The organism is Candidatus Pelagibacter sp. Uisw_127 (genome assembly GCF_047722515.1).
In the GTDB taxonomy this organism is placed as follows: Bacteria; Pseudomonadota; Alphaproteobacteria; order Pelagibacterales; family Pelagibacteraceae; genus Pelagibacter.
Genome location: NZ_CP159815.1, coordinates 992,687 through 1,018,338 on the forward strand (window position 1 = coordinate 992,687; position 25,652 = coordinate 1,018,338).

Annotated in this window: 24 protein-coding genes; 13 read left to right on the plus strand and 11 right to left on the minus strand. The window is 30.1% G+C overall.

Features of this window, described 5'->3' with window-relative positions; translation table 11 throughout:
* Nucleotides 1-8: 8 nt before the first annotated feature.
* Together dnaG and ABXT65_RS05435 are read right to left on the minus strand one after the other, a co-directional pair.
* Complete coding sequence (gene dnaG, locus ABXT65_RS05430) at nucleotides 9-1,784, minus strand: DNA primase (RefSeq protein ID WP_415322860.1); 1,776 nt, start codon at nucleotides 1,782-1,784, stop codon at nucleotides 9-11.
* Entirely contained in the window at nucleotides 1,784-2,245 is a 462-nt protein-coding gene (locus ABXT65_RS05435; protein WP_415322862.1) for a GatB/YqeY domain-containing protein, read from the minus strand. Before ABXT65_RS05435 ends, dnaG begins: the two co-directional genes overlap by 1 nt.
* Nucleotides 2,246-2,373: 128 nt before the next feature.
* Here ABXT65_RS05435 and carA point away from each other — a divergent pair, with 128 nt between their 5' ends.
* Nucleotides 2,374-3,570: a glutamine-hydrolyzing carbamoyl-phosphate synthase small subunit gene (carA, locus tag ABXT65_RS05440; protein ID WP_415322864.1), complete on the plus strand. Its 1,197-nt coding sequence runs from the start codon at nucleotides 2,374-2,376 to the stop codon at nucleotides 3,568-3,570.
* Nucleotides 3,548-6,772: a carbamoyl-phosphate synthase large subunit gene (gene carB, locus ABXT65_RS05445; protein ID WP_415322866.1), complete on the plus strand. Its 3,225-nt coding sequence runs from the start codon at nucleotides 3,548-3,550 to the stop codon at nucleotides 6,770-6,772. Before carA ends, carB begins: the two co-directional genes overlap by 23 nt.
* Here the strand turns inward: carB and ABXT65_RS05450 are convergent.
* The 3 genes from ABXT65_RS05450 to ABXT65_RS05460 form a co-directional block, all read right to left on the minus strand.
* Nucleotides 6,769-7,824 carry a D-alanine--D-alanine ligase gene (locus ABXT65_RS05450; protein ID WP_415322868.1) on the minus strand — a complete coding sequence of 352 codons (1,056 nt, stop codon included), beginning with the start codon at nucleotides 7,822-7,824 and terminating at the stop codon, nucleotides 6,769-6,771. The two genes, carB and ABXT65_RS05450, sit on opposite strands and share 4 nt — an antisense overlap.
* 177 nt (nucleotides 7,825-8,001) lie before the next feature.
* Nucleotides 8,002-8,664: a hypothetical protein gene (locus ABXT65_RS05455; protein WP_415322869.1), complete on the minus strand. Its 663-nt coding sequence runs from the start codon at nucleotides 8,662-8,664 to the stop codon at nucleotides 8,002-8,004.
* Complete coding sequence (locus ABXT65_RS05460) at nucleotides 8,651-9,604, minus strand: mitochondrial fission ELM1 family protein (RefSeq protein WP_415322871.1); 954 nt, start codon at nucleotides 9,602-9,604, stop codon at nucleotides 8,651-8,653. Before ABXT65_RS05460 ends, ABXT65_RS05455 begins: the two co-directional genes overlap by 14 nt.
* Nucleotides 9,605-9,625: 21 nt before the next feature.
* Between ABXT65_RS05460 and trxB the strand changes: the two genes are divergently transcribed.
* Nucleotides 9,626-10,570: a thioredoxin-disulfide reductase gene (gene trxB / locus ABXT65_RS05465; RefSeq protein WP_415314890.1), complete on the plus strand. Its 945-nt coding sequence runs from the start codon at nucleotides 9,626-9,628 to the stop codon at nucleotides 10,568-10,570.
* Nucleotide 10,571: 1 nt separating this feature from the next.
* On the opposite strand, the gene ABXT65_RS05470 is transcribed toward trxB, so the two are convergent.
* Nucleotides 10,572-10,949 (minus strand): winged helix-turn-helix transcriptional regulator, encoded by a 378-nt coding sequence (locus tag ABXT65_RS05470; protein WP_415314891.1) that lies wholly within the window; start codon nucleotides 10,947-10,949, stop codon nucleotides 10,572-10,574.
* A gap of 106 nt (nucleotides 10,950-11,055) precedes the next feature.
* On the opposite strand from ABXT65_RS05470, the gene ABXT65_RS05475 reads away from it, so the two are divergent.
* Complete coding sequence (locus ABXT65_RS05475) at nucleotides 11,056-12,075, plus strand: NAD-dependent epimerase/dehydratase family protein (RefSeq protein WP_415322872.1); 1,020 nt, start codon at nucleotides 11,056-11,058, stop codon at nucleotides 12,073-12,075.
* Nucleotides 12,076-12,080: 5 nt separating this feature from the next.
* On the opposite strand, the gene ABXT65_RS05480 is transcribed toward ABXT65_RS05475, so the two are convergent.
* Together ABXT65_RS05480 and ABXT65_RS05485 are read right to left on the minus strand one after the other, a co-directional pair.
* Nucleotides 12,081-12,734: an NAD(P)H-binding protein gene (locus ABXT65_RS05480; protein ID WP_415322874.1), complete on the minus strand. Its 654-nt coding sequence runs from the start codon at nucleotides 12,732-12,734 to the stop codon at nucleotides 12,081-12,083.
* Nucleotides 12,734-13,183, minus strand: coding sequence for a YtoQ family protein (locus tag ABXT65_RS05485; RefSeq protein WP_415322876.1), 450 nt, complete (start codon nucleotides 13,181-13,183; stop codon nucleotides 12,734-12,736). Before ABXT65_RS05485 ends, ABXT65_RS05480 begins: the two co-directional genes overlap by 1 nt.
* A gap of 103 nt (nucleotides 13,184-13,286) precedes the next feature.
* On the opposite strand from ABXT65_RS05485, the gene ABXT65_RS05490 reads away from it, so the two are divergent.
* Nucleotides 13,287-15,056 carry an ABCB family ABC transporter ATP-binding protein/permease gene (locus ABXT65_RS05490; RefSeq protein WP_415322878.1) on the plus strand — a complete coding sequence of 590 codons (1,770 nt, stop codon included), beginning with the start codon at nucleotides 13,287-13,289 and terminating at the stop codon, nucleotides 15,054-15,056.
* Here ABXT65_RS05490 and ABXT65_RS05495 read toward each other — a convergent pair.
* Nucleotides 15,049-16,248 (minus strand): pyridoxal phosphate-dependent aminotransferase, encoded by a 1,200-nt coding sequence (locus tag ABXT65_RS05495; RefSeq protein ID WP_415322880.1) that lies wholly within the window; start codon nucleotides 16,246-16,248, stop codon nucleotides 15,049-15,051. The two genes, ABXT65_RS05490 and ABXT65_RS05495, sit on opposite strands and share 8 nt — an antisense overlap.
* 35 nt (nucleotides 16,249-16,283) lie before the next feature.
* On the opposite strand from ABXT65_RS05495, the gene uvrB reads away from it, so the two are divergent.
* The 5 genes from uvrB to pgsA are packed head-to-tail and all read left to right on the plus strand — an operon-like array spanning nucleotide 16,284 to nucleotide 22,020.
* Entirely contained in the window at nucleotides 16,284-18,455 is a 2,172-nt protein-coding gene (gene uvrB / locus ABXT65_RS05500; RefSeq protein ID WP_415278012.1) for an excinuclease ABC subunit UvrB, read from the plus strand.
* Nucleotides 18,437-19,189: an SDR family oxidoreductase gene (locus tag ABXT65_RS05505; protein ID WP_415322882.1), complete on the plus strand. Its 753-nt coding sequence runs from the start codon at nucleotides 18,437-18,439 to the stop codon at nucleotides 19,187-19,189. Before uvrB ends, ABXT65_RS05505 begins: the two co-directional genes overlap by 19 nt.
* Complete coding sequence (locus ABXT65_RS05510; RefSeq protein WP_271492313.1) at nucleotides 19,186-19,611, plus strand: dihydroneopterin aldolase; 426 nt, start codon at nucleotides 19,186-19,188, stop codon at nucleotides 19,609-19,611. Before ABXT65_RS05505 ends, ABXT65_RS05510 begins: the two co-directional genes overlap by 4 nt.
* Nucleotides 19,598-21,433: an excinuclease ABC subunit UvrC gene (uvrC, locus tag ABXT65_RS05515; protein ID WP_415322884.1), complete on the plus strand. Its 1,836-nt coding sequence runs from the start codon at nucleotides 19,598-19,600 to the stop codon at nucleotides 21,431-21,433. Before ABXT65_RS05510 ends, uvrC begins: the two co-directional genes overlap by 14 nt.
* A 2-nt stretch (nucleotides 21,434-21,435) precedes the next feature.
* The gene (gene pgsA / locus ABXT65_RS05520) at nucleotides 21,436-22,020 is read left to right on the plus strand and encodes a CDP-diacylglycerol--glycerol-3-phosphate 3-phosphatidyltransferase (RefSeq protein WP_415322885.1); all 585 of its coding nucleotides are present in this window, start codon (nucleotides 21,436-21,438) and stop codon (nucleotides 22,018-22,020) included.
* A 5-nt stretch (nucleotides 22,021-22,025) separates the two neighbouring features.
* Here the strand turns inward: pgsA and ABXT65_RS05525 are convergent, their stop codons facing one another.
* Nucleotides 22,026-22,898, minus strand: a complete 873-nt coding sequence (locus ABXT65_RS05525) for a branched-chain amino acid aminotransferase (RefSeq protein WP_415322887.1) — start codon at nucleotides 22,896-22,898, stop codon at nucleotides 22,026-22,028.
* Between the two features lie 70 nt (nucleotides 22,899-22,968).
* Between ABXT65_RS05525 and ABXT65_RS05530 the strand changes: the two genes are divergently transcribed.
* The 3 genes from ABXT65_RS05530 to ABXT65_RS05540 are packed head-to-tail and all read left to right on the plus strand — an operon-like array spanning nucleotide 22,969 to nucleotide 25,376.
* Nucleotides 22,969-23,406, plus strand: a complete 438-nt coding sequence (locus ABXT65_RS05530) for a MarR family winged helix-turn-helix transcriptional regulator (protein WP_415322889.1) — start codon at nucleotides 22,969-22,971, stop codon at nucleotides 23,404-23,406.
* The gene (locus ABXT65_RS05535) at nucleotides 23,399-24,076 is read left to right on the plus strand and encodes a response regulator (protein WP_415322891.1); all 678 of its coding nucleotides are present in this window, start codon (nucleotides 23,399-23,401) and stop codon (nucleotides 24,074-24,076) included. The genes ABXT65_RS05530 and ABXT65_RS05535 overlap by 8 nt, the downstream gene beginning before the upstream one ends.
* Nucleotides 24,057-25,376 carry an ATP-binding protein gene (locus tag ABXT65_RS05540; protein WP_415322893.1) on the plus strand — a complete coding sequence of 440 codons (1,320 nt, stop codon included), beginning with the start codon at nucleotides 24,057-24,059 and terminating at the stop codon, nucleotides 25,374-25,376. Before ABXT65_RS05535 ends, ABXT65_RS05540 begins: the two co-directional genes overlap by 20 nt.
* Here ABXT65_RS05540 and ABXT65_RS05545 read toward each other — a convergent pair.
* Complete coding sequence (locus ABXT65_RS05545) at nucleotides 25,354-25,608, minus strand: hypothetical protein (RefSeq protein WP_415322895.1); 255 nt, start codon at nucleotides 25,606-25,608, stop codon at nucleotides 25,354-25,356. The genes ABXT65_RS05540 and ABXT65_RS05545 overlap by 23 nt on opposite strands.
* Nucleotides 25,609-25,652 lie beyond the last annotated feature (44 nt).

Here is a 25,652-nt window from a genome sequence, read left to right on the forward strand (position 1 = left end):
TGCGAGTTTTAATTGATGTTTTTTTGTTTTTTTAGCTCTCTTATTTCATTAAAAGTGTTTTCGCTTAAATCCTTAGAAAACCTCGATTCAAGCTCCTCAATTCTGAACTCTAAATCGTAATTTTTAAGGTCTCTAGAAACTTCCTCTAATAATTCAAACATCTTATCTTGATCATTTTGATGGCTATTCAAAATGTGCTTGATGGAAGCAAATTTAAAAATTTTTTCTGTTAATTGTGGATCAATTGGGATCTCCTGAAGAGTCAGTTTTTCCCCACTTTTTAATTTTGTTATAAGTGTTTCAAGAATTAATTTATTTTCATCACTAAATAATTCTATATTTTCAATCAAGTGAATATTTTCTTGAAATATGTTTAAATTATTCATTATTAAATAAAGCAATGAAAACTCTTTAAGCTCTACTCCACTTAGCAACTTACTTTCATTAAAGTGTTTTTGAGTAGATTGTAATGATTTAATTTTCTTAATATAAAACTGTCTTTTCCCTACATTGCTGTGTGGTGTTAATGATGAAATTTTTTCTAAAAAAAACTCAAGCACATACTTTTTAATAAAATCATCTTTTATGGTTCCAGCAATAGATCTCAATTTCTTTTCGAATATAGCCATCGATGAAGGGTTATTATCTGTTTGTTGCTTATAATGATTAAATATAAATTGATGAATTGAAATTTTTGCCTGCTTTGTAAAATCAATAAAGTTTGCCTTGCCATTTTTGTTTGCATAGCTATCTGGATCTTCCCCATCTGGTAGAAAAAGAAACGAAATTTGTTTTTCAGGTTGTAACTCTTTAATTGAGTTTTCGGCCGCTCTAAGTGCTGCCTTATATCCACTTTCATCACCATCAAAGCAAATAATTATATCTTCAAAAAATTGATTAAGAATTAAAATTTGCCTATCGGTTAGAGAGGTTCCTAAATTTGCAACAACATTTTCAATTCCATTCTTACTTAAGCCAACAACATCCATATAGCCCTCAACAAGATATACGTGATCTATTTTATTAGATAATTTTCTAGCTAAATCTAAATTATATAAGTTTGAACCTTTTTTAAAAAAAGGTGTTTCAGGTGAATTAATATATTTTGCTAAATAAGTATTTTCTTGGATGGTTCTTCCCCCTAATCCTATGGGTTGACCCGAAATATTATTAATTGGAAATATAACTCTATCTCTAAATCTTTCTAGATATATATTTTTTTTTTCATCTAGATAAAAAAGTCCACTTTCAACTAAAACTTTTTCACTAAAATCATTTTTTAATTTTTCGTAAAAGTTAGAATTTCTTTCTACAAATCCAATTTTAAAATTTTTAACTTCATTTTTACTAAGACTTCTTTTTTTTAAGTAATCTCTAGCAGTAGTTAAACTTTCATTTTTTAAAATTTCATCGTGATAAAATTGAACGTATTGATTATAAATAGAGCAATACTCTTGCCAATTTTTTTCTCTTTCCTCATCTTGTTTTGAAAATGTATAGGGTCTCATTCCAGCTAGGTTTGCTAAAGATTTAACAGCTTCACCAAATTTTAAGTTTTGAGTTTTCATGACAAAATCAAAAATATTTCCATGCTCTGCTGTTGCAAAGCAATGGTAAAATTCTTTCTCATCATTAACCGTAAAAGATGGTGTTTTCTCGGTTTTAAAAGGAGATAAACCTACAAATTCTTTTCCTCTTTTTTTTAAACTAACAGACTTAGAAACTACCGTTGAGACCTTTAAACGAGTTTTTATTTCATCTAAATACTCTTTTGGATATTTCATTATTTGTTTAATAGTTCCTTAAGTAACGGACCAGCTTTAGCAAAATCTAAATTATCAGGGTATGATTTTTTTAGTTCACCCATTACTTTACCCATGTCTTTAATAGATTCTGCACCTAGCTTATTTATTGTATCAATGCATATTTTTTTTGTATCTTCTTCATTTAGTTGTTTGGGTAAAAAGCTGGATAAAAGATCAAATTCATTTTGCTCAACTTCTAACAAATCCTTCCTGTCATTCTTTGTGTAGATTTCGATTGATTCGATTCTTTGCTTAATCATTTTTTTCAAAAGCTTCTTTACATCCTCGTCATCTGTTTCTTTTTTATCTGCTCCAGATCGATTGAGAATATCTAGGTCTTTAATTGAAGATAAAATTAACCTGTAGGTTGAGATTTCTATCTTATTTTTTGATTTTAAAGAAGTTTTGTAGTTTGTTTCTATTGTTTCTTTCAATGTCATAATAATTTTTAATGTACTTCAAAGATAAAATTCTTCAAAAGAAAAATTGTTTTTTTGTAATTTTATACTACATCTGTGTTGCGATAATTAAGGTTTTATTGTATTAACCTTTAACTCATGAGTTGTAATTGATCAAAAAAGCAAAAAAAATTAGCTCACACAAAATCTCACAGATTCACACGGGTATTTTAGTTCTTGAAGATAAAACTATCTTTAAAGGTGTTGGTATTGGATATCAGGGGGCAGCTACTGGTGAGGTGTGTTTCAATACTTCACTAACAGGATATCAGGAAATTATTTCGGACCCCTCTTATGCGGGACAAATAATCAACTTTACGTTTCCTCACATAGGGAATGTTGGGACTAATAAAGAAGATTTAGAGTCTGACAAGGTTTGGACTAAAGGTGTAATTTTTAATTCAGAAATAACAAGTCCGTCAAATTATAGATCTTTAGTTAACTTAGATTTATGGTTAAAAAAAAATAAAATTGTTGGGATCACGGGTCTAGACACTAGAGGTTTAACTAACTCTATTAGGGATAAAGGTGCACCCAAAGGAACTATTTCTTTTTCTAAGAAGGGTAATTTTAATATTAATAAATTAGTTAATACTACCACTAAATGGAGTGGATTGAATAATTTAGATTTAGCAGAACAGGTAACTACTAAAAAAAATTATATTTGGTCAGGTTTTAAAACTTGGAAAAAAGAAACTGGTTACTTAAAGAATAAAAAAAGTTCATTACATGTTGTTGCAATTGACTATGGCATTAAAAAAAATATCCTAAGATATTTCTCAGATCTAAATTGTAAAGTAACAGTGGTTTCATGCAAAATGAGTGCAAAAGACATCCTTAAATTAAAGCCAAATGGGATCTTTTTATCAAATGGCCCTGGTGACCCTGCTGCAACTGGAAAATATGCAATTGAAATCATTAAAGAATTAATCAAAAATAATTTACCTATTTTTGGTATTTGTCTTGGTCATCAAATTCTAGCCTTAGCACTTGGTGCAAAAACTAAAAAAATGAAACTAGGTCATAGAGGTGCTAATCATCCAGTTAAAAACTTAGTTAAAGACAATGTCGAAATCACAAGCCAAAACCATGGCTTTGAAATTGTAAGAGCAACATTACCAAAAAATATTGAAGTAACTCATAAATCTTTATTTGATAATTGCATTGAAGGAATTAGATTAAAAAATAAACCTGTTTTTTCTGTTCAATATCACCCTGAATCAAATCCAGGACCGCAAGATAGTGTTTACTTATTTGAAGAATTTATTAACAACATAAAAAAAAATGCCAAAAAGAAAAGATCTTAAAACTATATTAGTCGTTGGTGCTGGACCAATTATAATAGGCCAAGCCTGTGAGTTTGACTACTCAGGGACACAAGCCTGTAAAGCTCTTAAAGATGAAGGCTATAAAGTTGTTTTGATTAACTCTAATCCAGCAACTATCATGACAGACCCTGGTGTTGCGGATAAAACTTATATTGAACCCATAACTTTAGAAGTATTAGAGAAAATTGTAAAAAAAGAGAAACCAGATGCAATTTTACCAACAATGGGTGGCCAAACTGCTTTGAATTTAGCAATGGAAGCAGAGAAAAATGGAATTCTTAAAAAATACAAGATTGAGCTAATTGGTGCAAATTCTAAAGCAATCTCTAATGCAGAAGATAGAAAAAAATTCAGAAAAAACATGTTAGATATTGGTTTGGACTTACCAAAATCTAAAGTGGTAAATCATATTAGAGATGCAGCAAAAGCTTTAAAACAAATTGGATTACCAGCAATCATTAGACCTGCATTTACTTTGGGTGGTTTGGGTGGAGGAATTGCCAAAACTGAAAAAGAATATCTTAAAATAGTTAAAGATGGTTTACACGAATCCCCTGTTAGCCAAATTTTAATTGAAGAATGCCTTGAGGGTTGGAAAGAATTTGAAATGGAAGTTGTTAGAGATAAAAAAGACAACTGTATTATTATTTGTTCTATAGAAAACATAGACCCAATGGGAATTCACACTGGAGATTCAATTACAGTTGCGCCTGCCCTAACACTTACGGATAAAGAATACCAAGTTATGAGAAATGCATCAATTGCTTGTCTTAGAAAAATTGGAGTAGAAACAGGTGGGTCAAATGTTCAATTTGCAATCAATCCCAAAGATGGCAGAATGGTTATCATTGAAATGAACCCAAGAGTGTCACGTTCATCTGCCCTTGCCTCTAAAGCAACAGGGTTTCCAATTGCAAAAGTTGCAGCAAAACTAGCTGTTGGCTACACACTTGATGAATTAAAAAATGAAATTACCAAAACAACACCTGCTTCTTTTGAACCTAGTATTGATTATGTGGTAACGAAAATACCAAGGTTTACCTTTGAAAAATTCTCTACTTCTGAGGCAATTCTTGGAACTTCAATGAAATCAGTTGGTGAAGCAATGGCAATTGGTAGAAACTTTAAAGAATCTCTTCAAAAAGCATTGGTTTCTCTTGAAATTGGTTTTTCAGGCTTAGATCGAATTTTTCCACTTAGCAAAAAAGAAATAGAAAAAGAATTGAAAAAAAATATTCCAAATAGAATATTATTAGCTGCTGAAGCGTTTAGAAAAAAAATAAACATTAAAAGAATTCACCAACTTTGCAAAATTGATCCTTGGTTCTTAGAGCAAATAAAAGAAATTGTTGACGAAGAAAATAAAATACAAAAAAGAGGTCTTCCTAAAGATTATAATGAATTTAATAGAATTAAATCAATAGGTTTTTCTGATAAAAAACTATCTGAAATCACTAAAATTCCTGAAGACCTTGTTAGAAAAAAAAGAACTGCTTTAAAAGTATTACCAGTTTACAAAAAAGTAGACACCTGTGCTGCTGAATTTAAATCTTTCACACCTTATATGTACTCAACATATCAAAGAAATTATGCTTTGAATTCAGAGTGTGAAGCAGAACCTTCTTCAAGAAAAAAAATCATAATTTTAGGTGGTGGACCAAACCGTATAGGCCAAGGTATTGAGTTTGATTACTGTTGTTGCCAAGCAAGTTATGCTCTTAAAGATAGTGGTTTTGAAACTATAATGATTAACTGTAATCCTGAAACAGTTTCAACAGACTACGACACAAGTGATAGGCTTTATTTTGAACCTCTTAAAGAAGAGTATGTTTATAATATTATTAAAAAAGAACAGCAAAAAGGAAACCTTGTAGGGATCATTGCTCAGTTTGGTGGACAAACTCCTATAAGACTTGCAAAGTTTTTACATGATAACAAACTTCCAATTCTTGGAACGCAGTACACCTCAATAGATCTTGCTGAAGATAGAGATAGATTTAGAAAATTACTTGATAGATTAAAATTAAAACAAGCTGAAAGTGGTATTGCTAAAACTTACAAGCAAGCCATTCAAATTGCTGAAAAAATTGGTCTGCCATTAATGGTGAGACCTTCTTATGTGTTAGGCGGAAGAGCGATGGAAATTGTTCATGAGAAAAGCCAATTAAAAAACTTTGTAGAAGAGGCATTTAAAGCTGCAGAAGATAATCCAATATTAATAGATAAGTTTATTAGTCACGCTATGGAAGTAGATGTTGATGCAATATCTGATGGCAAAGAAGTATTTGTTGCAGGTATCATGCAACATATTGAAGAAGCGGGTATTCACTCAGGGGATTCCGCATGTTCCTTACCTCCTATATCTATTAAACCAAAGCTGATAACTGAAATAGAAGCTCAAACAAAAAAATTAGCTTTAGCATTAAATGTTAAAGGTTTTATGAACATTCAATTTGCTATTAAAAATGATGAAATTTATGTAATTGAAGTAAATCCAAGAGCAAGTAGAACGGTTCCTTTTGTATCTAAAGCTAAAGGTCTTCCTCTTGCTAAAATTGCATCACGTGTAATGACCGGTGAAAAATTATCTAAATTTAATTTAAAGGGTAAAAATAAAAATTTATTTGCAGTTAAAGAGGCTGTATTTCCTTTCAATAAATTCCCAAATAGTGACTTATTGTTAGGGCCTGAGATGAAATCAACAGGTGAAGTTATGGGATTTGATAAAGACTTTGGTATGGCTTATGCAAAAAGCCAAATTGCTGCTTCAAACTCATTACCAATAAAAGGTTTAGCATTTATCTCTCTCAAAGATGGTCATAAAGATGAAGGTGTAGATTTAGCAAAACAATTAATAAAATTAAATTTTACTTTATGTGCTACGGGTGGAACTGCCGACTACATTCGTAAACATGGAATAAAGTGCAAAACAATAAACAAGGTTAGTGGAGGATCACCTCACATTGTTGATGTACTAAATTCTAAAAAAATTGCTTTAGTTATTAATACGGGTGGTGGAAATAGTGAGCACCGTCTTCATGATGCAATGGCTTTAAGAAGGGCAACACTAGGTAACAAAGTTCCTTATTGTACAAACATGTCTACTGCTCAAGCTTGCTTGATGGGGATTAGATCTTTAAAAACAAAAGAGATTACTGTTACAGCGCTTCAAGATATTTAATGTGAAGACAAGCCAGTATTTGCAATACTAAAAATCATATCTTCGTAACTCATATCAAGGTTTAGTACGCATGATCTATAGAAATAGCCTTTTCGAAGACCTGGCATTAAATTTGCTTCTATAAAATGAGGAACACCTAAGTGATCCATTTTAATATCTATTCTACCTAAAGATTTTCCACCTAAAGCTTTAAACGAATCTTTTGCAAGTTTTGAAAGTTTGTCAAAGACCGCAACATCTGAAACAAGAATTACGCTCTCTTCGTCATTTTTTTTTACATCAAAATCAAGAATGCAATGACCGTCTACATTTTCTTTTACGATAATTTCTATTGGCATAGCTCTTAAAGTTTCGTCAATACTATCTTCAAAAATACCAACACTATATTCTTTTCCTGCTAAATATGTTTCGACTAAAGAAGGTGAGTTTTGCTTTATTTTAATGTCTAATACTTTTGAGGTAAAATCTTCAAAATTAAATACAATTGAATTTTTATCCACACCCCTGCTATCTCCACCAGTTACTGGTTTTATAAAAAGGGGAAATTTTATTGGTATTGATGATTCTTTTAAGTATTCACCAGGGTTTGTTATAAAAAAATCTGCAGTTCTAATATTATTTTTTTGCATAATTTTTTTTGCTCTATTTTTATCACTTTCATTATCAAGAGCTGCTTTACTTGAGGCGATATATGGAATTTCAAACATCTCTAAATAATCATTTAGCCATATTTTCCTATTATTAAAAAAGAAATACTTAACACCAGAGAATACTAAATCAGGCTTTCTTTTAACTAACGCTTCAAGATCTTCTTCTGAATTAATTTCAGTAATTAAAACATTTTTATATCGTTTAGATAAAATCCTTAGAACATTTTTTTCTTCTATGATGATTCCAACATTATCTTGATGTGAATTTAACTCACCCAAATTAGGGACTACGACTATTTCTATAGTCTTACTAATTTTTATTGGAATAATATTATTTTTTTTTAAAGGTAAAATGTTACCTATTTCTCGAATTCCTTGTTTAGCTATATCTTTTATAATCATAATAAATCCAATACATAACCCACGCAAAAAAGCATGAATGATGCACTCTTCTAATAAAGTTGTTTTCTAAAAAATTGTTGCCTAATTAATGAAGTGTAAAATTATCTGGCAATATCTAAAAAAACTAAGTGTACGCCCTATCGGTGGTTATAGATACAAGTCTCTATAAATTTAATACTACTTAACTTTCCAATCCGTAGGAAAAGAGACGTAATTAACTTGTAAACAACGTCTTTCTTTGACGATCTCCTTCTTTTCCATCCCATGCCAAGTATTTGGCCCACTAGTAAAGAAGTAACCATAGTTATTTTTATATGGAACAGTTTTAACTTTTTCTAACTTTTCATTGTAAAAATCAGTACCTAGTGTCTCAGATTCATTAAATTCATTAACAAATAACAGGCACGAGACTAGTTTTTCTTTAATATCACAATGTGGTTTAAGCCAAAATCCTTTTCTATCACAAATTACTTCTACTCTTACATAAGAATTAGACAGATCTCTATTTATAAGACTTGAAATCTTGGAGCATGTTTCTTTTAATTGAAGTTCATTGATTAATTTTGTTAATGCTGGAAACTTCTTGCTATTTTCTTTTGTAATAAAACATCTAAATTTTATTGCTTTACCACCACTTGTTATCCCTTCTCTAAATTCTGGTGCACCCCCATCAATAGCTCTTGTTCCATCATATTCTAAATCAAGTTGATTTAGATCAGGTATGTCAGCACTTATGATTTCATTAATAGCATCATTTGATAATGGTTTATTTAACTCCCAATGTTTAAAAGGATCATTGTGTTCTTTAGAGTTATTTAAAATTGAATTAAGAAAAGTCATGCTGTTTTATTTTTTCTTTTATTTGGTTCGCTATTTTATTAGTTTCGTTTAGTTTTGTATAAGTCCAATTTTCAATAGAATTATTTAATTCTTTTATTATATTTAAAGACTCGAATAAATTAAAAAAGCTTTTAAATCTCTGATTATTTTTAATTGCTGGCATTTGAGCTACATAAATTGGCTTTCCAGTAATTGCAGCTTCTGAAATCATTGAAGTAGAATCGCAAGTAACAATAATATGATCTGAAATTTTTAATGAAGAAAGATAAGCTTTTTTATCAACATTAGGGATTATGATTTGATCTTTATCAAAATAATTCTTAGCTTTTTCAATTATATTCTGAGGAGTTCTCATTGAGGGAATAATAATTACTTGATAATTATTTTTTATAAAATTTTGTTCAATCTTTGAAAAAATGCCCTCTATGACTTGATTGTTATAATCATAATATCTAGTTGGTCCTCCTAATATTAAGGTAACAATTTTCTTTTGACTGTTAATTCTAGATTTTAAATAATTTTCATTCTGGTCCAACTCATCATTAGTTAAATAATGAACCGCACCTTTACTTGTTAGTACGTTATTTCCCTTTAAACCATCGTGTTCGGGTGCAACTACAAAATCAAAATTATCTAAAAACACTTTAGGTTCTTGAATGTGAATATTTATGATTTTATTTTTAAATTTTTTCTTTAAATATATTGATGGTATTACACTTTTTCTTCCACAAGAAATAACAACATCAAACTGGCTATCAATTTTATTTTTAAAAACAAAATCTTGCACAGGTGTTACTTTGGGTGGAAATAATTTCCAAAAATTATTAATTTCAATCTTCTCGTGTATAAAATCTAAATCTAAAGCCTTAGCTAATCCTTCAACTTGGCTAATCATGCCGTGCATGCCCTCTGTTAATAATAACCCTTTTAATTTTGTCATTTATCCTTATATAACTTCTGCATGAGTGAAAATCCAATTAAACACACAAAAGTGTTAATAATAGGGTCAGGTCCAGCTGGCTATACAGCAGCTGTGTATGCTGCCCGAGCAATGCTAAGCCCTGTTTTAGTATACGGCTCTGAACCAGGTGGACAATTAACTACAACAACAGACGTGGAAAATTACCCGGGTTTTTCAGATGTAATTCAAGGTCCATGGTTAATGGATCAAATGCGAGACCAAGCAAAAGCAGTTGGTACAGAAATGATTGAAGATCATATCGGGTCCGTAAATTTAAAATCTACACCTTTTGAAGCTATTGGAGATAGTGGACAAAAATATACTGCAGATAGTATAATTATTTCAACAGGTGCTCAGGCAAGATGGTTAAATATAGAATCTGAACAAGCATATAGAGGCTTTGGTGTTTCAGCGTGTGCAACATGTGATGGTTTTTTCTTTAAAGAAAAAGTTGTGGCAGTTGTTGGTGGTGGAAATGCAGCTGTAGAAGAGGCAATGTTTCTTACAAAATTTGCATCGAAGGTAAAATTAATTCATAGACGAGATACTTTAAGAGCAGAAAAATTACTTCAAAAAAAATTAATGGCAAATAAAAAAATTGAAATAATTTGGGATAGTGCTGTTGAAGAGGTTATTGGGGATAGCGAACCTAAAAATGTTACAGCGATTAAAGTTAAAAATCTTAAAACAAATAAAATTGAAGAAATGAAAATAGATGGTTTATTTATTGCAATTGGTCATGATCCAGCAACGGCTCTTTTTAAAGATCAATTAGATATGGATAAAGAAGGTTATTTATTAACTAAACCAGATTTAACAGAAACTAATATCCCCGGTGTTTATGCTGCAGGTGATGTTAAAGACAAAACATTCAGACAAGCTGTTACAGCTGCTGGAATGGGTTGCATGGCTGCACTTGAAGCTGAAAAATTCTTATCTCACTAACTTAAATATTTACTATTTTAGAAATTTCTTTTTTTCTACCCAAGCTCCATTTTTTTAAAGCAGATATTATTGGTATTGCTGAATTTCCGAATTCACTTAATTTATATTCTACGTTTTGAGATTTATTAATAATTTTAACAACCAAATCATCTTTTCTCATTTCATCAAGTTTTCTTGCCAAAACTTGGGAGCTGATATTAGTTACTATTTTTTTAAGCTCATTAAATCTTATTTTCTTATTTTCATAGATTCTTGCAATAATAAAAATTTTCCATTTTCCTCCTAATAATTCCATAACGTTTGAAAAAGGACATGATTGTTTTTGATTAATTTTTTCCACATCTATTTTGTAAACTAATAACAAAAAATGACCAGTCATGATTTAAGTAACTTTGAAGTGACTAGTAAGATTATAATTAGTTGATAAAAAATTATTTATGTCCATATGTATCAAAACAAAAATTTAATTAAAAAGGAACAGCAAAATGACAAATAAAGTATTATTAACTGGAATAAGCGGCTGGATTGCAAAACATATAGCAATTGAATTATTAAATTCTGGATATGAAGTTTTAGGAACTGTTAGAAGCCAAAACTCATTAGATAAAACAAAGAAAACTCTAAGCGAATATGTTTCAACAGATAAATTGTCATTTGTTGAATTGGACTTATTAAAAGATGATGGTTGGGTTGAGGCTGCTAAAGATTGTAAATATATTATACATACTGCTTCTCCCTACCCTATGAAAAGTTCAAGAAATAGAGAGGCTTTAGTTCCAGCTGCTAAAGGTGGAACGTTAAGAGTTTTAAATGCCGGTATAGAAGCTAATGTTGAAAAAATAATTCTTACTTCATCAATAGCCGCTATGTTTAAAAAACCTAACAGAACAAACCCATATAATTTTGGGGAAAGTGATTGGTCAGATACTGATTGGAGTGGATCAAATGACTACACTACATCAAAGACAAAAGCTGAACAAGCTGCATGGGAATTAATGGAAAGCAAAGGGTTAAAAGACAAATTAACTGTAATTAATCCAGGAGGAGTTTTTGGTGATGCTTTAGATAAAAAAACAAATACCTCAACTAGCTATGTTGAACTTTTCCTTAAAGGAAAATATCCTATGGCGCCAAATTTTGGAATATTAATTTCTGATGTAAAAGATGTAGCAAAAGCCCATGTTTTATCTATAAAAAATCCCAAGGTTAATGGAAGACGTTTAATTATTGGTTCAGAAGTAAAAAAAATGCTCGAAGTTTCTAAAATTATGGCTGAAGCATTTCCAAAGTATGCAAAAAAACTTCCAAAAAAAGAAATGCCAAATTTTATGGTTAAATTGATCAGTTACTTAGATTCTTCTGTAAAGATTATGTTGCCTGATCTTGGCATTTTAATGCAGACTGATACTTCATATTCTGAAGATTTATTGGGTATAAAATTTAAACCTGCAAAAGATAGTATTGTAGATGCTGGGAACTCAGTAATTAGACTTGGGTTAGTTTAAAAATACTAACTACTTATTTCTGATATCTCGTTAGACTCAAAAATAGTTTGCTGAATATCATTTTTAATAACAGCTATCATTGCTCTTGCAACAGTTTCTGAATGAATGGGTTTCATTTTCTTTAAAGGACCTAAAAGTAATGGAGAAAGTAACTTAAATACAAAAATACCTATTGTTTCACTTGCTCTCTTTTCTTTTCTATTACCTATTAAAAAAGAAGGTCGCATTATTGCAAGTTTTGGAAAATTAATTTCTTTTAACTCTTCTTCAACTTGTCCTTTAAATCTTATGTATTCTCCTGAGCTCTTGGGGTTTGCATATAATGCAGAGACAAAAATAAATGAATTAACCAAATTTGATTTTGCAATTTTTGCAATTTCTTTAGGAATATCAAGTTCAACTCTTTTATATTCATCTTTATCAGGTGAATTTTTTTTTGTTGTACCAATACAAACGAAACAATCATCTCCTTTGATATCTTCTTTGTGATTTTGTAAATGACTAAAATCAGTCTTAATAATCTCTACTTTTGGATCACTAATTTCAGGAACTGAACGAACAAATAATTTTATTTTAGAGTAATTAATATCTTTAATTAATTGATTAAGAAGATGCCCTCCAACTAAGCCGGATGAGCCAAATAACAAAGCTTTTTTCATTACTTTAAGGAACCTTCCAATATATATTTCAATATTCGAAAAGCTTGTTTTTGATCTGACGCAACAGCAGCAGCAGAGCCATCCACTTCTTTAAGAGCATGTTGATGATCATCGTTATGAATAACAATCATAGATTTATTAAGTGCTATGGCATAACCAGCATCAAAGGCTGCATTCCATTGCTTAAATTTTTCTCCAAACTTAACAATAATTACATCACAATCTTGAATAGATTTCTTAGTTCGAATTGAATTGATATTAGCGCCTTTTCTATCTTTCCAAAAATTTTTTTCTTCATCTCCTAGAATTTCTACACCACAATTGTCAGATGCCTCATGATCGGTGACGGGAGATGTAAATTTAACATCTAATTTCTCTTTTTCACAAAGTTGAATAATTTCTTCTCTCCAATTACTGTGAATTTCACCTGCCAAATATACACTTAACATTTATATTTCCTTATTGTTTATTTAGTTAAAATATCTTTTTTTAATTCATTATAAGGTCTAATTTGCTTGTAACAAATTATTACTAATCAGTTATATCTAGATTGTGAAAAAGGGTAAATACATTAAGACTTTTAAACTGTTGCTTCCTTATTTGTGGCCTAAAAAAAGAAAAGATTTAAGGATACGAGTTAGTTTTGCAGTTGTTGCTTTAGTTTTAGCAAAAATAGCAAGTGTTAGCACCCCTTTAGTATTGGGTAGTGCGGTAAACTCTCTGACAGAATTAAGTTCAGGCATTAATTTATTTATGCTGGTACCAATAGCTTTAGTAATTGGCTATGGTGTTACAAGAGTAATTGCTTTCACATTTGTTGAAATTAGAGACGCCTTATTTTCAAAAGTTTCCCAACATTCTATTAGACAAATATCTTTGACAATGTTCCAACATCTTCACAATCTATCCTTACAATTTCATTTAAACAGACAAACAGGTGCACTAGCAAAATATATAGACAGAGGAACTAAAGGAATAGATTTTCTTCTAAGATATGTCTTGTTTAATATTGCTCCTACTTTCTTTGAAGTGTTCTTAGTTTCTGGGATTTTATTTTATTTATATGGCCCATGGTATGCTGTTGTAACACTTGTAACTATTGGCCTTTATTCTTTTTTAACTTTTAAGATTACTGAATGGAGAAATGTATTTAGAAAAAGAATGAACCAAGCTGATAACGATGTCAGCACTAAGATGATTGATAGTTTATTGAACTTTGAGACAGTTAAATATTTTAACAATGAGGCCTTTGAAGCTAATAGGCTTGATCAATCATTAGAAGAATATGAGTTAGCAGCAAATCAAAGTAGACATTCTCTTTCACTATTAAACATAGCCCAAACATTTATCATAATGGTGGGTATTACTATTATGTTGGTGATGTCAGTTTATGGGATCAAAAGTGGAGAGATTAATATTGGTGGGTTTGTTGTAATTAATGCCTACATGCTCCAATTATATCAGCCATTGAATTGGTTAGGTTCTGTTTATAGAGAAATTAGGCAAGCACTGACTGATATGGAAAACATGTTTAGCTTATTAGAAGTTGCCCCAACAACAAATGATGATCTTGAGGATATACCCCAAAGTAACGATGCAGAAATTAGATTTGAAAACGTTAGTTTTGATTACGACATAAGAAGAACTATCATTAAAAATATTTCATTTATTGTTCCTAATGGAAAAAAAGTAGCCATTGTAGGGCCAACTGGTGCTGGTAAATCAACAATAAGTAGACTGTTATTCAAGTTTTATGATCCAAAAGAGGGAAATATTTTTATTAACAATACAAATGTAAATAAAATTTCTCAAAACTCTTTAAGAAAAATTATTGGTGTAGTCCCACAAGACACTGTCTTATTTAATGACACAATTTATTATAATATAGCTTACGGTAATACTGGTGCTACTAAAGAGGAGGTTATTAGTGCTGCACAAAATGCAGATATACATGATTTTATAACAATTTTACCAGATGGTTATGAAACAATTGTAGGAGAAAGAGGGTTGAAATTATCTGGTGGAGAGAAACAGAGAGTTGCTATTGCAAGAACTATTCTAAAAAATCCTAAAATATTTTTCTTTGATGAAGCGACATCTGCATTAGATACTAGTACAGAAAAAGAAATTCAAAAAAATCTAGAAAATGTCTCTAAAGGTAAAACAACTTTAATAATTGCTCACCGACTATCTACAGCTGCAAATGCTGATAATATTATTGTTCTTGATCAGGGTGCTATTATTGAACAAGGGACGCATGAGAGTTTATTGCTAGAAAAAGGTAAATATTTTGAGATGTGGGGAAAGCAAAAACCTAGTTAAGACTTTTACAAAAAGAAGATATTTTTTCTAAAGCTTTTTTAAGATTTTCCATAGAAGTTGCATAAGATATTCTAAAGAAACCTTCCAAACCAAATGCAGAACCTTGAACAACTGCTACACCACTATTTTCCAATAAAGACTGAACAAAATCAGTATCTGTCTTAAGTTCTTTTCCGTTTGTATCTTTTTTTCCAATTAACCCTTTGCAGCTTGGAAAAACATAAAATGCTCCATCTGGATTTAAACATTCAATTCCATCTATTTCATTTAATGCTTTAACAACAAAGTTTCTTCTTTCTTGAAATGAAATTGCTCTCTCTTTTATAAAATCTTGAGTTCCATTTAAAGCTTCTACTGCCGCTGCTTGACTAATTGAAGATGGATTTGTTGTTGATTGCGATTGTATTTTAGCAATTGCTTTAATAATTTCTTTAGGACCAGCCGCATACCCTATTCTCCAGCCAGTCATTGAGTAAGCTTTACTTACACCATTCATTGTAAGAACTCTTTCTTTCAAACTATCAATTTGGGCAATGGTAAAAAATTTAAATCCTTCGTATGTTACGTGCTCATAAATATCATCACTTAAAATATGCACGTGAGAATGTTTTGCTAAAACATTTGCAATTTCTTTAATATTACTTTCAGTATAACAAGCACCAGTTGGATTTGATGGTGAATTTAATATTATCCACTTTGTTTTTGGTGTTATAGATTTTTCTAATTCAGCTGGATTAATTTTAAATCCTTGTTTTTCATCACACTCTAAAATAATTGGAGTTCCACCAGCTAATAAAACCATGTCAGGATAAGAAACCCAATAAGGAGCGGGAACTATGACCTCATCTCCTTCATTTAGGGTTGCCATCATGGCATTATAAATTACATGTTTTCCACCAGCACCAACTGTGATTTGATCAGTTGTATAGTCTAAATTGTTTTCTCTTTTAAATTTTTTAACAATGGCATCTTTTAAGGCAGCAGTTCCATCAACGGCTGTATATTTAGTATCACCGTCATTAATGGCTTTTATAGCCGCTTGTTTGATATTATCTGGAGTATCAAAGTCAGGCTCTCCTGCCCCAAGACCTATTACATCTTTTCCAGCAGCTTTTAACTCTCTTGCTTTTTGAGTTACAGCAATAGTTGGCGATGGTTTAATCTTTTTTAGACTGTCTGATATAATGCTCATTGAAATATATTTTTATTCTAATAGTTTTATAGATAATGCAAAATACTTATCAAGATTTAATTACAGATATACAGAGCAAAAATCCTGAAATTCACCAGAAACTAGAAGGTGGAAAAAAGTTTAAACTTGTTACAGATTTTAAACCTGCCGGTGATCAGCCAGAAGCAATAAAACAATTAGTTAAGGGTGCAAATAAAGAAGAATTAAACCAAGTTTTGCTTGGTGTAACAGGTTCTGGAAAAACTTTTACAATGGCCCAAGTAATTGAAAAAACTAATAGACCAGCTCTAATACTTGCTCCTAACAAAACATTAGCTGCACAGCTTTATGGAGAGATGAAATCTTTTTTTCCTGACAATGCTGTTGAGTATTTTGTATCTTATTATGATTATTATACACCAGAAGCTTATGTACCAAGGTCTGACACTTATATTGAAAAAGAAGCATCTATTAATGAACAAATTGATCGTATGCGTCACTCAGCTACTAGATCACTATTAGAGAGAGATGACGTAATTATTGTTGCAAGTGTTTCTTGTATCTATGGTCTAGGTTCTGTTGAGGCGTACAGCAAGATGACGTTGAGTTTAAAGAAAGATTATGAATACAGCAGAGAGCAACTAATAAAAACTTTAGTAAATTTACAATACAAAAGAAATGATCAGAGTTTTTATAGAGGAACTTTTAGAGCTCGAGGAGAATATCTTGAAATATTTCCCTCACACTTTGAAGATAGAGCATGGAGATTAAGTTTATTTGGCGACAAACTAGAAAAAATAGAAGAATTTGATCCTTTAACAGGAGATCTAATACAAGATTTAGATGTAATAAAAGTTTATGCTAATAGTCATTACATCACGCCCAAACCAACTATCGAACAAGCAATTATTAAAATTAAAAGAGAATTAGAAGTAACTTTAAAAAAATTTAAAGAACAAAATAAATTACTTGAAGCACAAAGATTAGAAGAAAGAGTTAAGTTTGATTTAGAAATGATAGAAGCAACAGGGTCTTGTGCTGGTATTGAAAACTATTCTCGTTTTTTATCTGGAAGAAAACCAGGAGAACCACCTCCCACTCTATTTGAATACTTTCCTGACAACACTCTTATTTTTGTAGATGAATGCCACGTAACAGTTCCTCAGTTAAATGGTATGTACAAAGGAGATAGATCTAGAAAAAGTAATCTTGCCGAATATGGTTTTAGATTACCTTCTTGCATGGACAATAGACCTCTTAAATTTGAAGAATGGGATGCAATGAGAACCCAAACAGTTTTTGTATCAGCAACGCCTGGTCCTTGGGAATTAGAACAAGTTAAGGGTAAATTTGTTGAACAAATAATAAGGCCTACTGGTCTAATTGATCCACCAGTTGAAATAAAACCTGCCAAAAATCAAGTTGATGACTTGATGCATGAGTGCAAAAAAACAATAGATAAAAATTTTAGAGTTTTGGTTACTACATTGACCAAGAAAATGGCTGAGGATTTAACAGAATATTTTCATGAAAATGGTATTAGAGTTAGATATTTGCACTCCGATATCGACACACTAGAGAGAATTGAAATCATGAGGGATTTAAGGCTTGGTGTTTTTGATGTCTTAGTGGGAATTAACCTTTTAAGAGAAGGACTAGATATTCCAGAGTGTGCATTAGTTGGAATTTTAGATGCTGATAAAGAAGGATTTTTAAGATCTGAAACTTCTTTAGTTCAAACTATTGGAAGGGCTGCAAGAAACTTAGAAGGAAGAGTTATTCTTTATGCAGATAAAGAAACTAAAAGTATAAAAAAAGCAATTCAAGAAACGGATAGAAGAAGAGCAATTCAAGTTGCCTATAATAAAAAGCATAATATTGATGCTGTTTCTATTAAGAAAGAAATCAGCGATGTGTTGCAGAACGTTTATGATAAGGATTATTTAAAAGTAGGTACTGGAGACAATATTGGTGGAAATTTAAAGAAACACTTAAAGATGCTCAACAAAAGAATGAAAGATGCAGCCACAAACCTTGAATTTGAAGAAGCTGGTAAAATTAGAGATGAAATAAGAAATTTAGAAGCATCAGAGTTAGAAATTGTTTTAAACCCAAAAATAAAACACTATAACCAAGAAAATAGAACATATCCAAAAGGTAGATCAACAATGGGCTTACCTGGTACAAGAGCACAAAAAGGTAAGAAAAAATGGAAGCAAACAAAATAATTATCACTGGAGCCGCAACTAGAATGGGTGCTGCTATTGCAAAGAAACTCTCAGGTCCAGGAGTTGAAATGGTTATTCATTACAATAAGTCTAAACCTGAAGCTGAAAAATTACAAAAGGAATTGTCAAAAAATAAAACAAAAGTTTACTTGGTAAAAGGTGACCTTGCAAAAGAACAAGATTTAAAAAAAATTATAAAATTCTCAAAGTTAAAATTAAAATACTTTGATTGTTTAGTTAATAATGCTTCATTATTTGAAAATGATAGTCTTAAAAATTTTTCTTCTAAAAGTTGGAACCAACATATTGATGTAAATTTAAAAGCACCCGCATATCTTACAAAAGAATTTTCAAAAAATGTTAAGGGTAAAAACAACAATGTTATAAATATAATAGATCAAAGAGTTTTTAAGTTAACTCCCTTTTTCTTTTCTTACACTTTAAGTAAAACAGGGCTTTACACACTAACAAAAACTAGTGCTATGGAATTAGCTCCAAACATAAGAGTTAATGGAATTGCACCTGGACCAACTATTAAAAATAAAAGACAAACTGCCATGCATTTTAAAAAGCAGTACTTAGCAACCCCTTTGAAGCAACAGGTAAATATAAAGGATATATGTTCTACTGTTGACTTTTTTATCAAAAACAGTTCAATTACAGGTCAAGTAATAGCAATAGATAGCGGACAAAGTTTAAACTGGCAAACACCAGATGTAATTGGAAAAGAATGAAAAAAAATAATTTAAATATTGTCAAAATAGATAAAAATAAAAGTTTATTTAATTACGAAAAAAAAATTCTTATTAAAGAATTAACTCTAGATTTAAAGCTTGGTTATTATGATTTTGAAAAAGAAAAAACCCAGAAAGTAAAATTTAGTTTAGAGATTGATTATGAAGATAGAAAACCAACAAATGACAAAGATATAAAATCAATTGTTAATTATGGTCAGGTTGTAAAATTAATTACAAAACTTGCAAAAAAGAAACATTATAATTTTTTAGAAACACTTGCTGAAGATGTTTTTGATGTATTGTTTAAAGATAAAAGAATTGGAAAAATTATGCTTCAAATTGAAAAATTAGAAATTATAAAAGAATGTGCCTCTGTTGGTATCCAAATTACCAAAAAAAGAAGTCATGAAAAGCTCTGAATTAGGCAAAGACGTAATTAGAAAAGAGCTCCCATTAATTCCTAAAAGTCCTGGAGTTTATCGAATGCTTGATCATAAAGATGTGATTTTGTATGTGGGTAAAGCAAAAAACCTGCCTAATAGATTAAAAAGCTATGTAGCTGAAAAAAATCATATCATCAGAACAGCAAGGATGCTCTCTCAAACTTTTAAATTAGAGATAACGACTACTGCCAATGAAAGTGAAGCACTTCTTTTAGAAGCTAATTTAATCAAAAAACATAAACCTAAATTCAATATATTGCTTAAAGATGACAAATCTTTTCCCTTTGTTTTCATCAGTAATAAAGACCAATGGGCACAAGTTACAAAACATAGGGGGAAAAAAGATAAAGAAGGATTTTACTTTGGACCCTTTGCTTCAGCAGGAACTGCAAATTGGACCATTAAGATGCTTCAAAAAATATTTCAAATTCGAGTTTGTGATGATAGCACCTTCAAAAATAGAAAAAGACCCTGCATTCTTTATCAGATAAAAAGATGCTCTGGTCCTTGTGTCGATTATATTGATAAAGAAGATTATAAAAAATCAGTAGATCAAGCAATTCAGTTTGTATCGGGTAAATCAAGAGATATACAAAAAAATCTATCCAAACAAATGGAGGAAGCCAGCGAAAAGCTGGATTTTGAAAGAGCTTCTATTTTTAGAGATAGAATTAAATCCTTAAATATAATTCAATCGTCACAAAGAATTAATGAAGCCAATCTAGTTGATGCTGATGTAATTGCTGCCTATAAAGAATCTGGCAAAACCTGTATTCAGGTATTTTTTTACAGGTCCAAACAAAATTGGGGCAACCAAGCTTATTTTCCAAAACATGATCCTGACCAAAACGTATCTGAAATAATGTCTTCCTTTTTGATGCAGTTTTACGAAAATAAAAATGTTCCTAAATTAATAATTATTAATACAGAAATTGAAGGCAAGAAATTAATTGAAGAAACTTTAAGCAAAAAAGAAAGTAGTACAATTTCTATTAATATAGCAAAAAAAGGAACTAAAGCTAAAGTTATTGCTATGGCAGAAAAAAATGCCAAAGAGTCACTTAATAGAAAAATTTATGAGACAAATAATAATAAAAATTTATTTGATGGTGTGGCTAAAAAATTTGATCTTAAAAATGGCCTAAACTTGGTTGAGGTTTATGATAATAGCCATATCTCAGGAACCAATAGTGTGGGCGCTATGATTACTTTTGGAAATGAAGGGTTTGTTAAAAAAAGATATAGAAAATTCGATATTAAGACAAAGGGTGCTGAACAAGATGATTTTGCAATGTTAAAAGAAGTTCTTACAAGAAGATTTAAAAGAGCGATGTTAGAAAAAGGAAATTATTTAACTCTCCCTGATTTGATATTAATTGATGGTGGGAAAGGTCAATATTCATCCGCCAAAAAAGTATTAGATGAATTTGGTTTACACGACCTTCCCATGATTGCTATTGCTAAGGGTAAACTGAGAAATAGTGGTGATGAAACTTTTTTCTATAAAGGGAAATCATTTAAATTTGATAAGAATGACCCCACCCTCTTCTTTATGCAGAGACTACGTGATGAAGCACATAGATTTGCCATCACCTCTCATAGGGCAAAAAGAGCAAAAGGGATTACAAAATCCCTTCTAGATCAAATTGATGGTATTGGATCTATTAGAAAAAGAGCACTATTGAACCATTTTGGCTCTGCTAGATCAGTAGAATCTGCAAGTTTTGATGAGATTAAATCAGTTGAAGGTGTTGAAGAAAAAGTTGCAAAAAAGATATATAACTTCTTTCACGAATAATTATGCTTAAAAAAATTCCTAATATATTAACAATTGGTAGAATAATAATTGTCCCTTTTTTTGTTTTAGCATTTTATTTACCAGGTTTTTACGGCGACTTAACTGCATGCGTATTATTTGTAATTGCTTCATTTACTGATTTTTTGGATGGGATGTTAGCAAGAATGATGGGGGAAGAGTCTAAGTTGGGTGAATTACTTGACCCGATAGCTGACAAAATTATAGTTGCTACTGCACTTATATTGCTTGTTATGAGTGGAACAATTAAACATTACGAAGTTATTGCTGCAATTATAATACTTACAAGAGAAATACTGATTTCAGGTTTAAGAGAGTTTTTAGCTAGAGGACAAATAAAACTACCTGTAACTAATTTGGCAAAATTAAAAACTTTTTTACAAATGGTTGCTATAGCGCTTTTGCTTACTGGTGAAACTGGAAACAAAATTCTAAACTTTCAAGATTATAACGCTCAAACTATTGGTATAATTCTACTTTGGCTTTCAGCATTTTTAACTTTATATACTGGTTATGAGTATTTAAGAAAAGGCATTGACCATGCAATGTCTGAAGATAGTAAAAAATAAATAATCTATTTTTTTCTCACTAAAGCTTGATAACTTTCATTTAAATCAATTATAGTTTCACAAACTTTAAATTGATTATTGGCAATGCATGAAACCGGTGTTACTTCCGCGGCTGATCCAGTTAAAAAACAACCAACAAAACTTGAAAGCTCCTCAGGTTTAATTTTTCTTTCATGAATTTTAATACTCTTAGATTTTGCAATTTCAATTACAGTTCTTCTTGTTATGCCGTCTAAAAAAGAGTCCGGAATTGGAGTGTGGATTTCTCCACTTTCAGTTTTAAAAAAAATATTTGCTCCAGTTGCTTCTGCAACATTTCCTTCATAGTCTAACATTAAAGAATCAGTATATCCCTGTTGTTCAGCCTCATGTTTTGACAGAGTATTAATCATATAAAGACCCGATGCTTTTGTATCCCACGGTATTGTAGTTGGCGGTGGCTTTCTCCAATTTGAAATATTTAATCTAATACCCTTAATTTTTAATTTTGGGTCGAAATATGAACCCCAATCCCAAGTTGCTACAGCAACATGAATTTTTGCTTGTTGTGCAGAGATCGCCATCATTTCACTGCCTCTCCAGGCCATTGGTCTTACATATCCATCTTTTATATTTTGAACAGAAATAATTTCATTACATGCATTATTTATTTCTCCTTCTGAGTATGGAATTGTAATACCCATTCTTTTAGCTGAGTAGAAAAGTCTTGAAGTGTGCTCTTCTAACTTAAATATAGAACCATCATAAACTCTTTCACCCTCAAAAACGCAACTTGCATAATGCAGTCCATGGTTTAAAATATGAATTTTAGCTTCAGCCCAATCAACGAGCTCGTTATTATACCAGATTTTACCAGATCTTTTGTCGTAGGGTATCATGTGTGAAATAATTTAAATTTTTTCTAAAATTATCTTTGTATCTATAATATGTCAATATAACTTACCCATAATGAAAGAACTTTTATATTTAAAAGATACGCAGTTAAAGCAATTTATTGAAAAGCTATTTATAAGCTACAGAGAGTCTTTTACAGATGCTAAGAAAACACTCAATAAATACTCAATTGGGATAGCGCATCATAAAGTATTGCACCTAATATCAATGTACAAAGGAATTACAATTTCAGAACTGCTTAAAAAACTAAAAGTTACCAAGCAAAGTTTAAACAGAGTTTTAAAAGACTTGATTAGGCTTGAAACTATTTTTTTTGAAAAAGATCAACAAGACACAAGAGTTAAACATATTTTTTTAAATGAAAAAGGTAAAAAAATTTTTGATGAGATATTTTCTTCACAAAAAAAAAGAATTTATAATGCTCTTTTAAATTCAAGTTCAGATCAAGTTCTTAACTTTGACAATGTTTTAAACAAAATAATTAATGAATGATTTTATAGCCCATATTTTAGTTGTAGATGATGATGATGGAATTAGATCTTTAGTCAGACAATATCTTAATGAAAATAATTTTTTAGTAACCACTTCAAATAGTGCAGAAAATGCTGAAGAAAAAGTTTTAATTATTAAATTTGATTTAATTGTTCTAGATATAATGATGACTGGAAAAAGTGGTTTAGAATTTATTAAAGATAATAAATCTAAAATCGATACACCCATAATTCTTTTAACTGCAAAAGGTGGGGCAAAAGATAGAGTTGGAGGTTTGGAGATGGGGGCTGATGATTATTTACCCAAACCTTTTGAGCCAAAAGAACTTATATTAAGAATAAAAAATATTCTTGATAAAACTAAAAAAAATATTCAAAAAAGAATTATTGAGTTTGATAATATTAAAATTGACCTAAATAAACTTTTGGTTATTAAAAATAAAAGTGAATTCAAATTAAATAATACTGAAAAAATTATTTTAGAAAAAATGATTAATAATCCAGGTAAAACATTTTCAAGAGAAGGTATTGGAAAACTGATTGATCTAGATAAAGAACGATCTATAGATGTTATAATTACCAGATTAAGAAAGAAAATTGAAACTGATCCAAAAAATCCAAAATATTTACAAACTTTAAGGGGTGCAGGCTATGTCTTATGGATTGAGTAAATTTATAAAAAATTTATTACCACGAAGGTTATTTTATAGAGCCTTACTAATTGTAGCAGTACCCATTATTGTCTTGCAACTAATTATAACAATCGTTTTTTTTGATAGTCTTTGGATTAAAACAAACAAAGGTATGACTCGTGCACTTGTCGGCGAAATGAAAACTTTTATTACAGCCTATGATAATGGTAAGTATAATAATAATGATTTATCTAGCCTTTTTTCAATTTATTTAGATCTCAATGTTGAATACAAGAATGACAAATTATTTAATAAGCAATTAAAAGATAGATGGTTTAGTCCAATTGACAGGACTTTAAGGAGAGAATTAAAATCAAATATTGGTATTGGAAATTATTGGTTTGATACCACGGCCTATAAAGACCTACTTCATATAAATATAAAACATAATGATGGTTATTTTGAGTTTTTTATTCCCAAGGATAGGGTTGCAAGTACTTCTGCAAGAATGTTTGCGCTATGGATAACCCTACCTGCATTATTAATGATATCTATTGCAATAATATTTTTAAAAAATCAAACAAGACCAATTGTTAATCTTGCCAAAGCCGCTGAAAAATTTGGTAGAGGTGAAAATATTGATGAATTTACGCCTTCTGGCGCATTGGAAATACGACAGGCAGGTTTAGAATTTGATAAAATGAGAAAAAGGATAATGAGACATCTCAATCAAAGGTCTGAAATGTTATCAGGCATAAGTCACGATCTAAGAACACCGTTAACAAGGCTAAAACTTCAGCTATCTTTTATTAAAGATGAGGTACTATCTAAAAAAATGTCTTTGGATATAGATGAAATGGAAAAAATGCTTAATGAGTACCTGCAATTTACGAGTTTATCGTATTTAGAAAAAAATGAAATGTTTGATATTTCAGAATTAATAGAGAGTACAATCAATAAATATGATAAAAATGAAATTTCGAAAGAGCTAATTCCTAGAGTTTATATGAATGGTAAAAAAAGTTTAATTCAAAGATCCTTAAACAACCTAATTAATAACTCAATTAAATATGCGGATAAAATAAACATTGATCTATCCAAAAAGAATAATAATATAATAATTACTATTGACGATGATGGTATCGGCATTCCTGAGAATGAATACCAAAATGTATTCAAGCCATTTTATAAACTTGATAAAAGTAGAGGAAATTCAAAATCTAGTGTTGGCCTTGGGTTATCCATTACATCAGATATTATAAAATCACATGGAGGGAATATTGTATTAGAAAAATCTCCACTAGATGGTTTAAGAGTTAAAATTTTTTTACCTTTGTAGTTCTCTTTCTTAATTTATTTTTTTCTATTTTTTCTATTTTTTTTTCAAGATTTTCAACTCTTTTAATCAAAATATCGGTTTCTTCTTTGCTTGTTAATTTCATTTTAAAAACTATCTCATCTCTTTTTGATTTCAAAACATTTATTATTTCAGAACTTAAATCTTTATAAGAAATCAGTCCTTGTTCAAATAATTTTGCTAATTTATTAATTACAAATTTTGATTTTGTCATATATTCATTTATAAAATTAATATACTTTATATGCAATTTTTTAA

What these genes read in the sequence shown, in the direction of transcription:
- ABXT65_RS05455 (WP_415322869.1), bottom strand. Translation starts at nt 8,664, where the DNA reads ATGACTTTTCTTAATTCAATTTTAAATAACTCTAAAGAACACAATGAT.
- ABXT65_RS05540 (WP_415322893.1), top strand. Translation starts at nt 24,057, where the DNA reads ATGTCTTATGGATTGAGTAAATTTATAAAAAATTTATTACCACGAAGG.
- ABXT65_RS05475 (WP_415322872.1), top strand. Translation starts at nt 11,056, where the DNA reads ATGACAAATAAAGTATTATTAACTGGAATAAGCGGCTGGATTGCAAAA.
- uvrB (WP_415278012.1), top strand. Translation starts at nt 16,284, where the DNA reads ATGCAAAATACTTATCAAGATTTAATTACAGATATACAGAGCAAAAAT.
- ABXT65_RS05450 (WP_415322868.1), bottom strand. Translation starts at nt 7,824, where the DNA reads ATGATTATAAAAGATATAGCTAAACAAGGAATTCGAGAAATAGGTAAC.
- ABXT65_RS05460 (WP_415322871.1), bottom strand. Translation starts at nt 9,604, where the DNA reads ATGACAAAATTAAAAGGGTTATTATTAACAGAGGGCATGCACGGCATG.
- ABXT65_RS05535 (WP_415322891.1), top strand. Translation starts at nt 23,399, where the DNA reads ATGAATGATTTTATAGCCCATATTTTAGTTGTAGATGATGATGATGGA.
- carB (WP_415322866.1), top strand. Translation starts at nt 3,548, where the DNA reads ATGCCAAAAAGAAAAGATCTTAAAACTATATTAGTCGTTGGTGCTGGA.
- dnaG (WP_415322860.1), bottom strand. Translation starts at nt 1,784, where the DNA reads ATGAAATATCCAAAAGAGTATTTAGATGAAATAAAAACTCGTTTAAAG.
- ABXT65_RS05435 (WP_415322862.1), bottom strand. Translation starts at nt 2,245, where the DNA reads ATGACATTGAAAGAAACAATAGAAACAAACTACAAAACTTCTTTAAAA.
- ABXT65_RS05480 (WP_415322874.1), bottom strand. Translation starts at nt 12,734, where the DNA reads ATGAAAAAAGCTTTGTTATTTGGCTCATCCGGCTTAGTTGGAGGGCAT.
- pgsA (WP_415322885.1), top strand. Translation starts at nt 21,436, where the DNA reads ATGCTTAAAAAAATTCCTAATATATTAACAATTGGTAGAATAATAATT.
- ABXT65_RS05530 (WP_415322889.1), top strand. Translation starts at nt 22,969, where the DNA reads ATGAAAGAACTTTTATATTTAAAAGATACGCAGTTAAAGCAATTTATT.
- ABXT65_RS05495 (WP_415322880.1), bottom strand. Translation starts at nt 16,248, where the DNA reads ATGAGCATTATATCAGACAGTCTAAAAAAGATTAAACCATCGCCAACT.
- ABXT65_RS05505 (WP_415322882.1), top strand. Translation starts at nt 18,437, where the DNA reads ATGGAAGCAAACAAAATAATTATCACTGGAGCCGCAACTAGAATGGGT.
- ABXT65_RS05485 (WP_415322876.1), bottom strand. Translation starts at nt 13,183, where the DNA reads ATGTTAAGTGTATATTTGGCAGGTGAAATTCACAGTAATTGGAGAGAA.
- uvrC (WP_415322884.1), top strand. Translation starts at nt 19,598, where the DNA reads ATGAAAAGCTCTGAATTAGGCAAAGACGTAATTAGAAAAGAGCTCCCA.
- ABXT65_RS05510 (WP_271492313.1), top strand. Translation starts at nt 19,186, where the DNA reads ATGAAAAAAAATAATTTAAATATTGTCAAAATAGATAAAAATAAAAGT.
- trxB (WP_415314890.1), top strand. Translation starts at nt 9,626, where the DNA reads ATGAGTGAAAATCCAATTAAACACACAAAAGTGTTAATAATAGGGTCA.
- ABXT65_RS05545 (WP_415322895.1), bottom strand. Translation starts at nt 25,608, where the DNA reads ATGACAAAATCAAAATTTGTAATTAATAAATTAGCAAAATTATTTGAA.
- ABXT65_RS05470 (WP_415314891.1), bottom strand. Translation starts at nt 10,949, where the DNA reads ATGACTGGTCATTTTTTGTTATTAGTTTACAAAATAGATGTGGAAAAA.
- ABXT65_RS05525 (WP_415322887.1), bottom strand. Translation starts at nt 22,898, where the DNA reads ATGATACCCTACGACAAAAGATCTGGTAAAATCTGGTATAATAACGAG.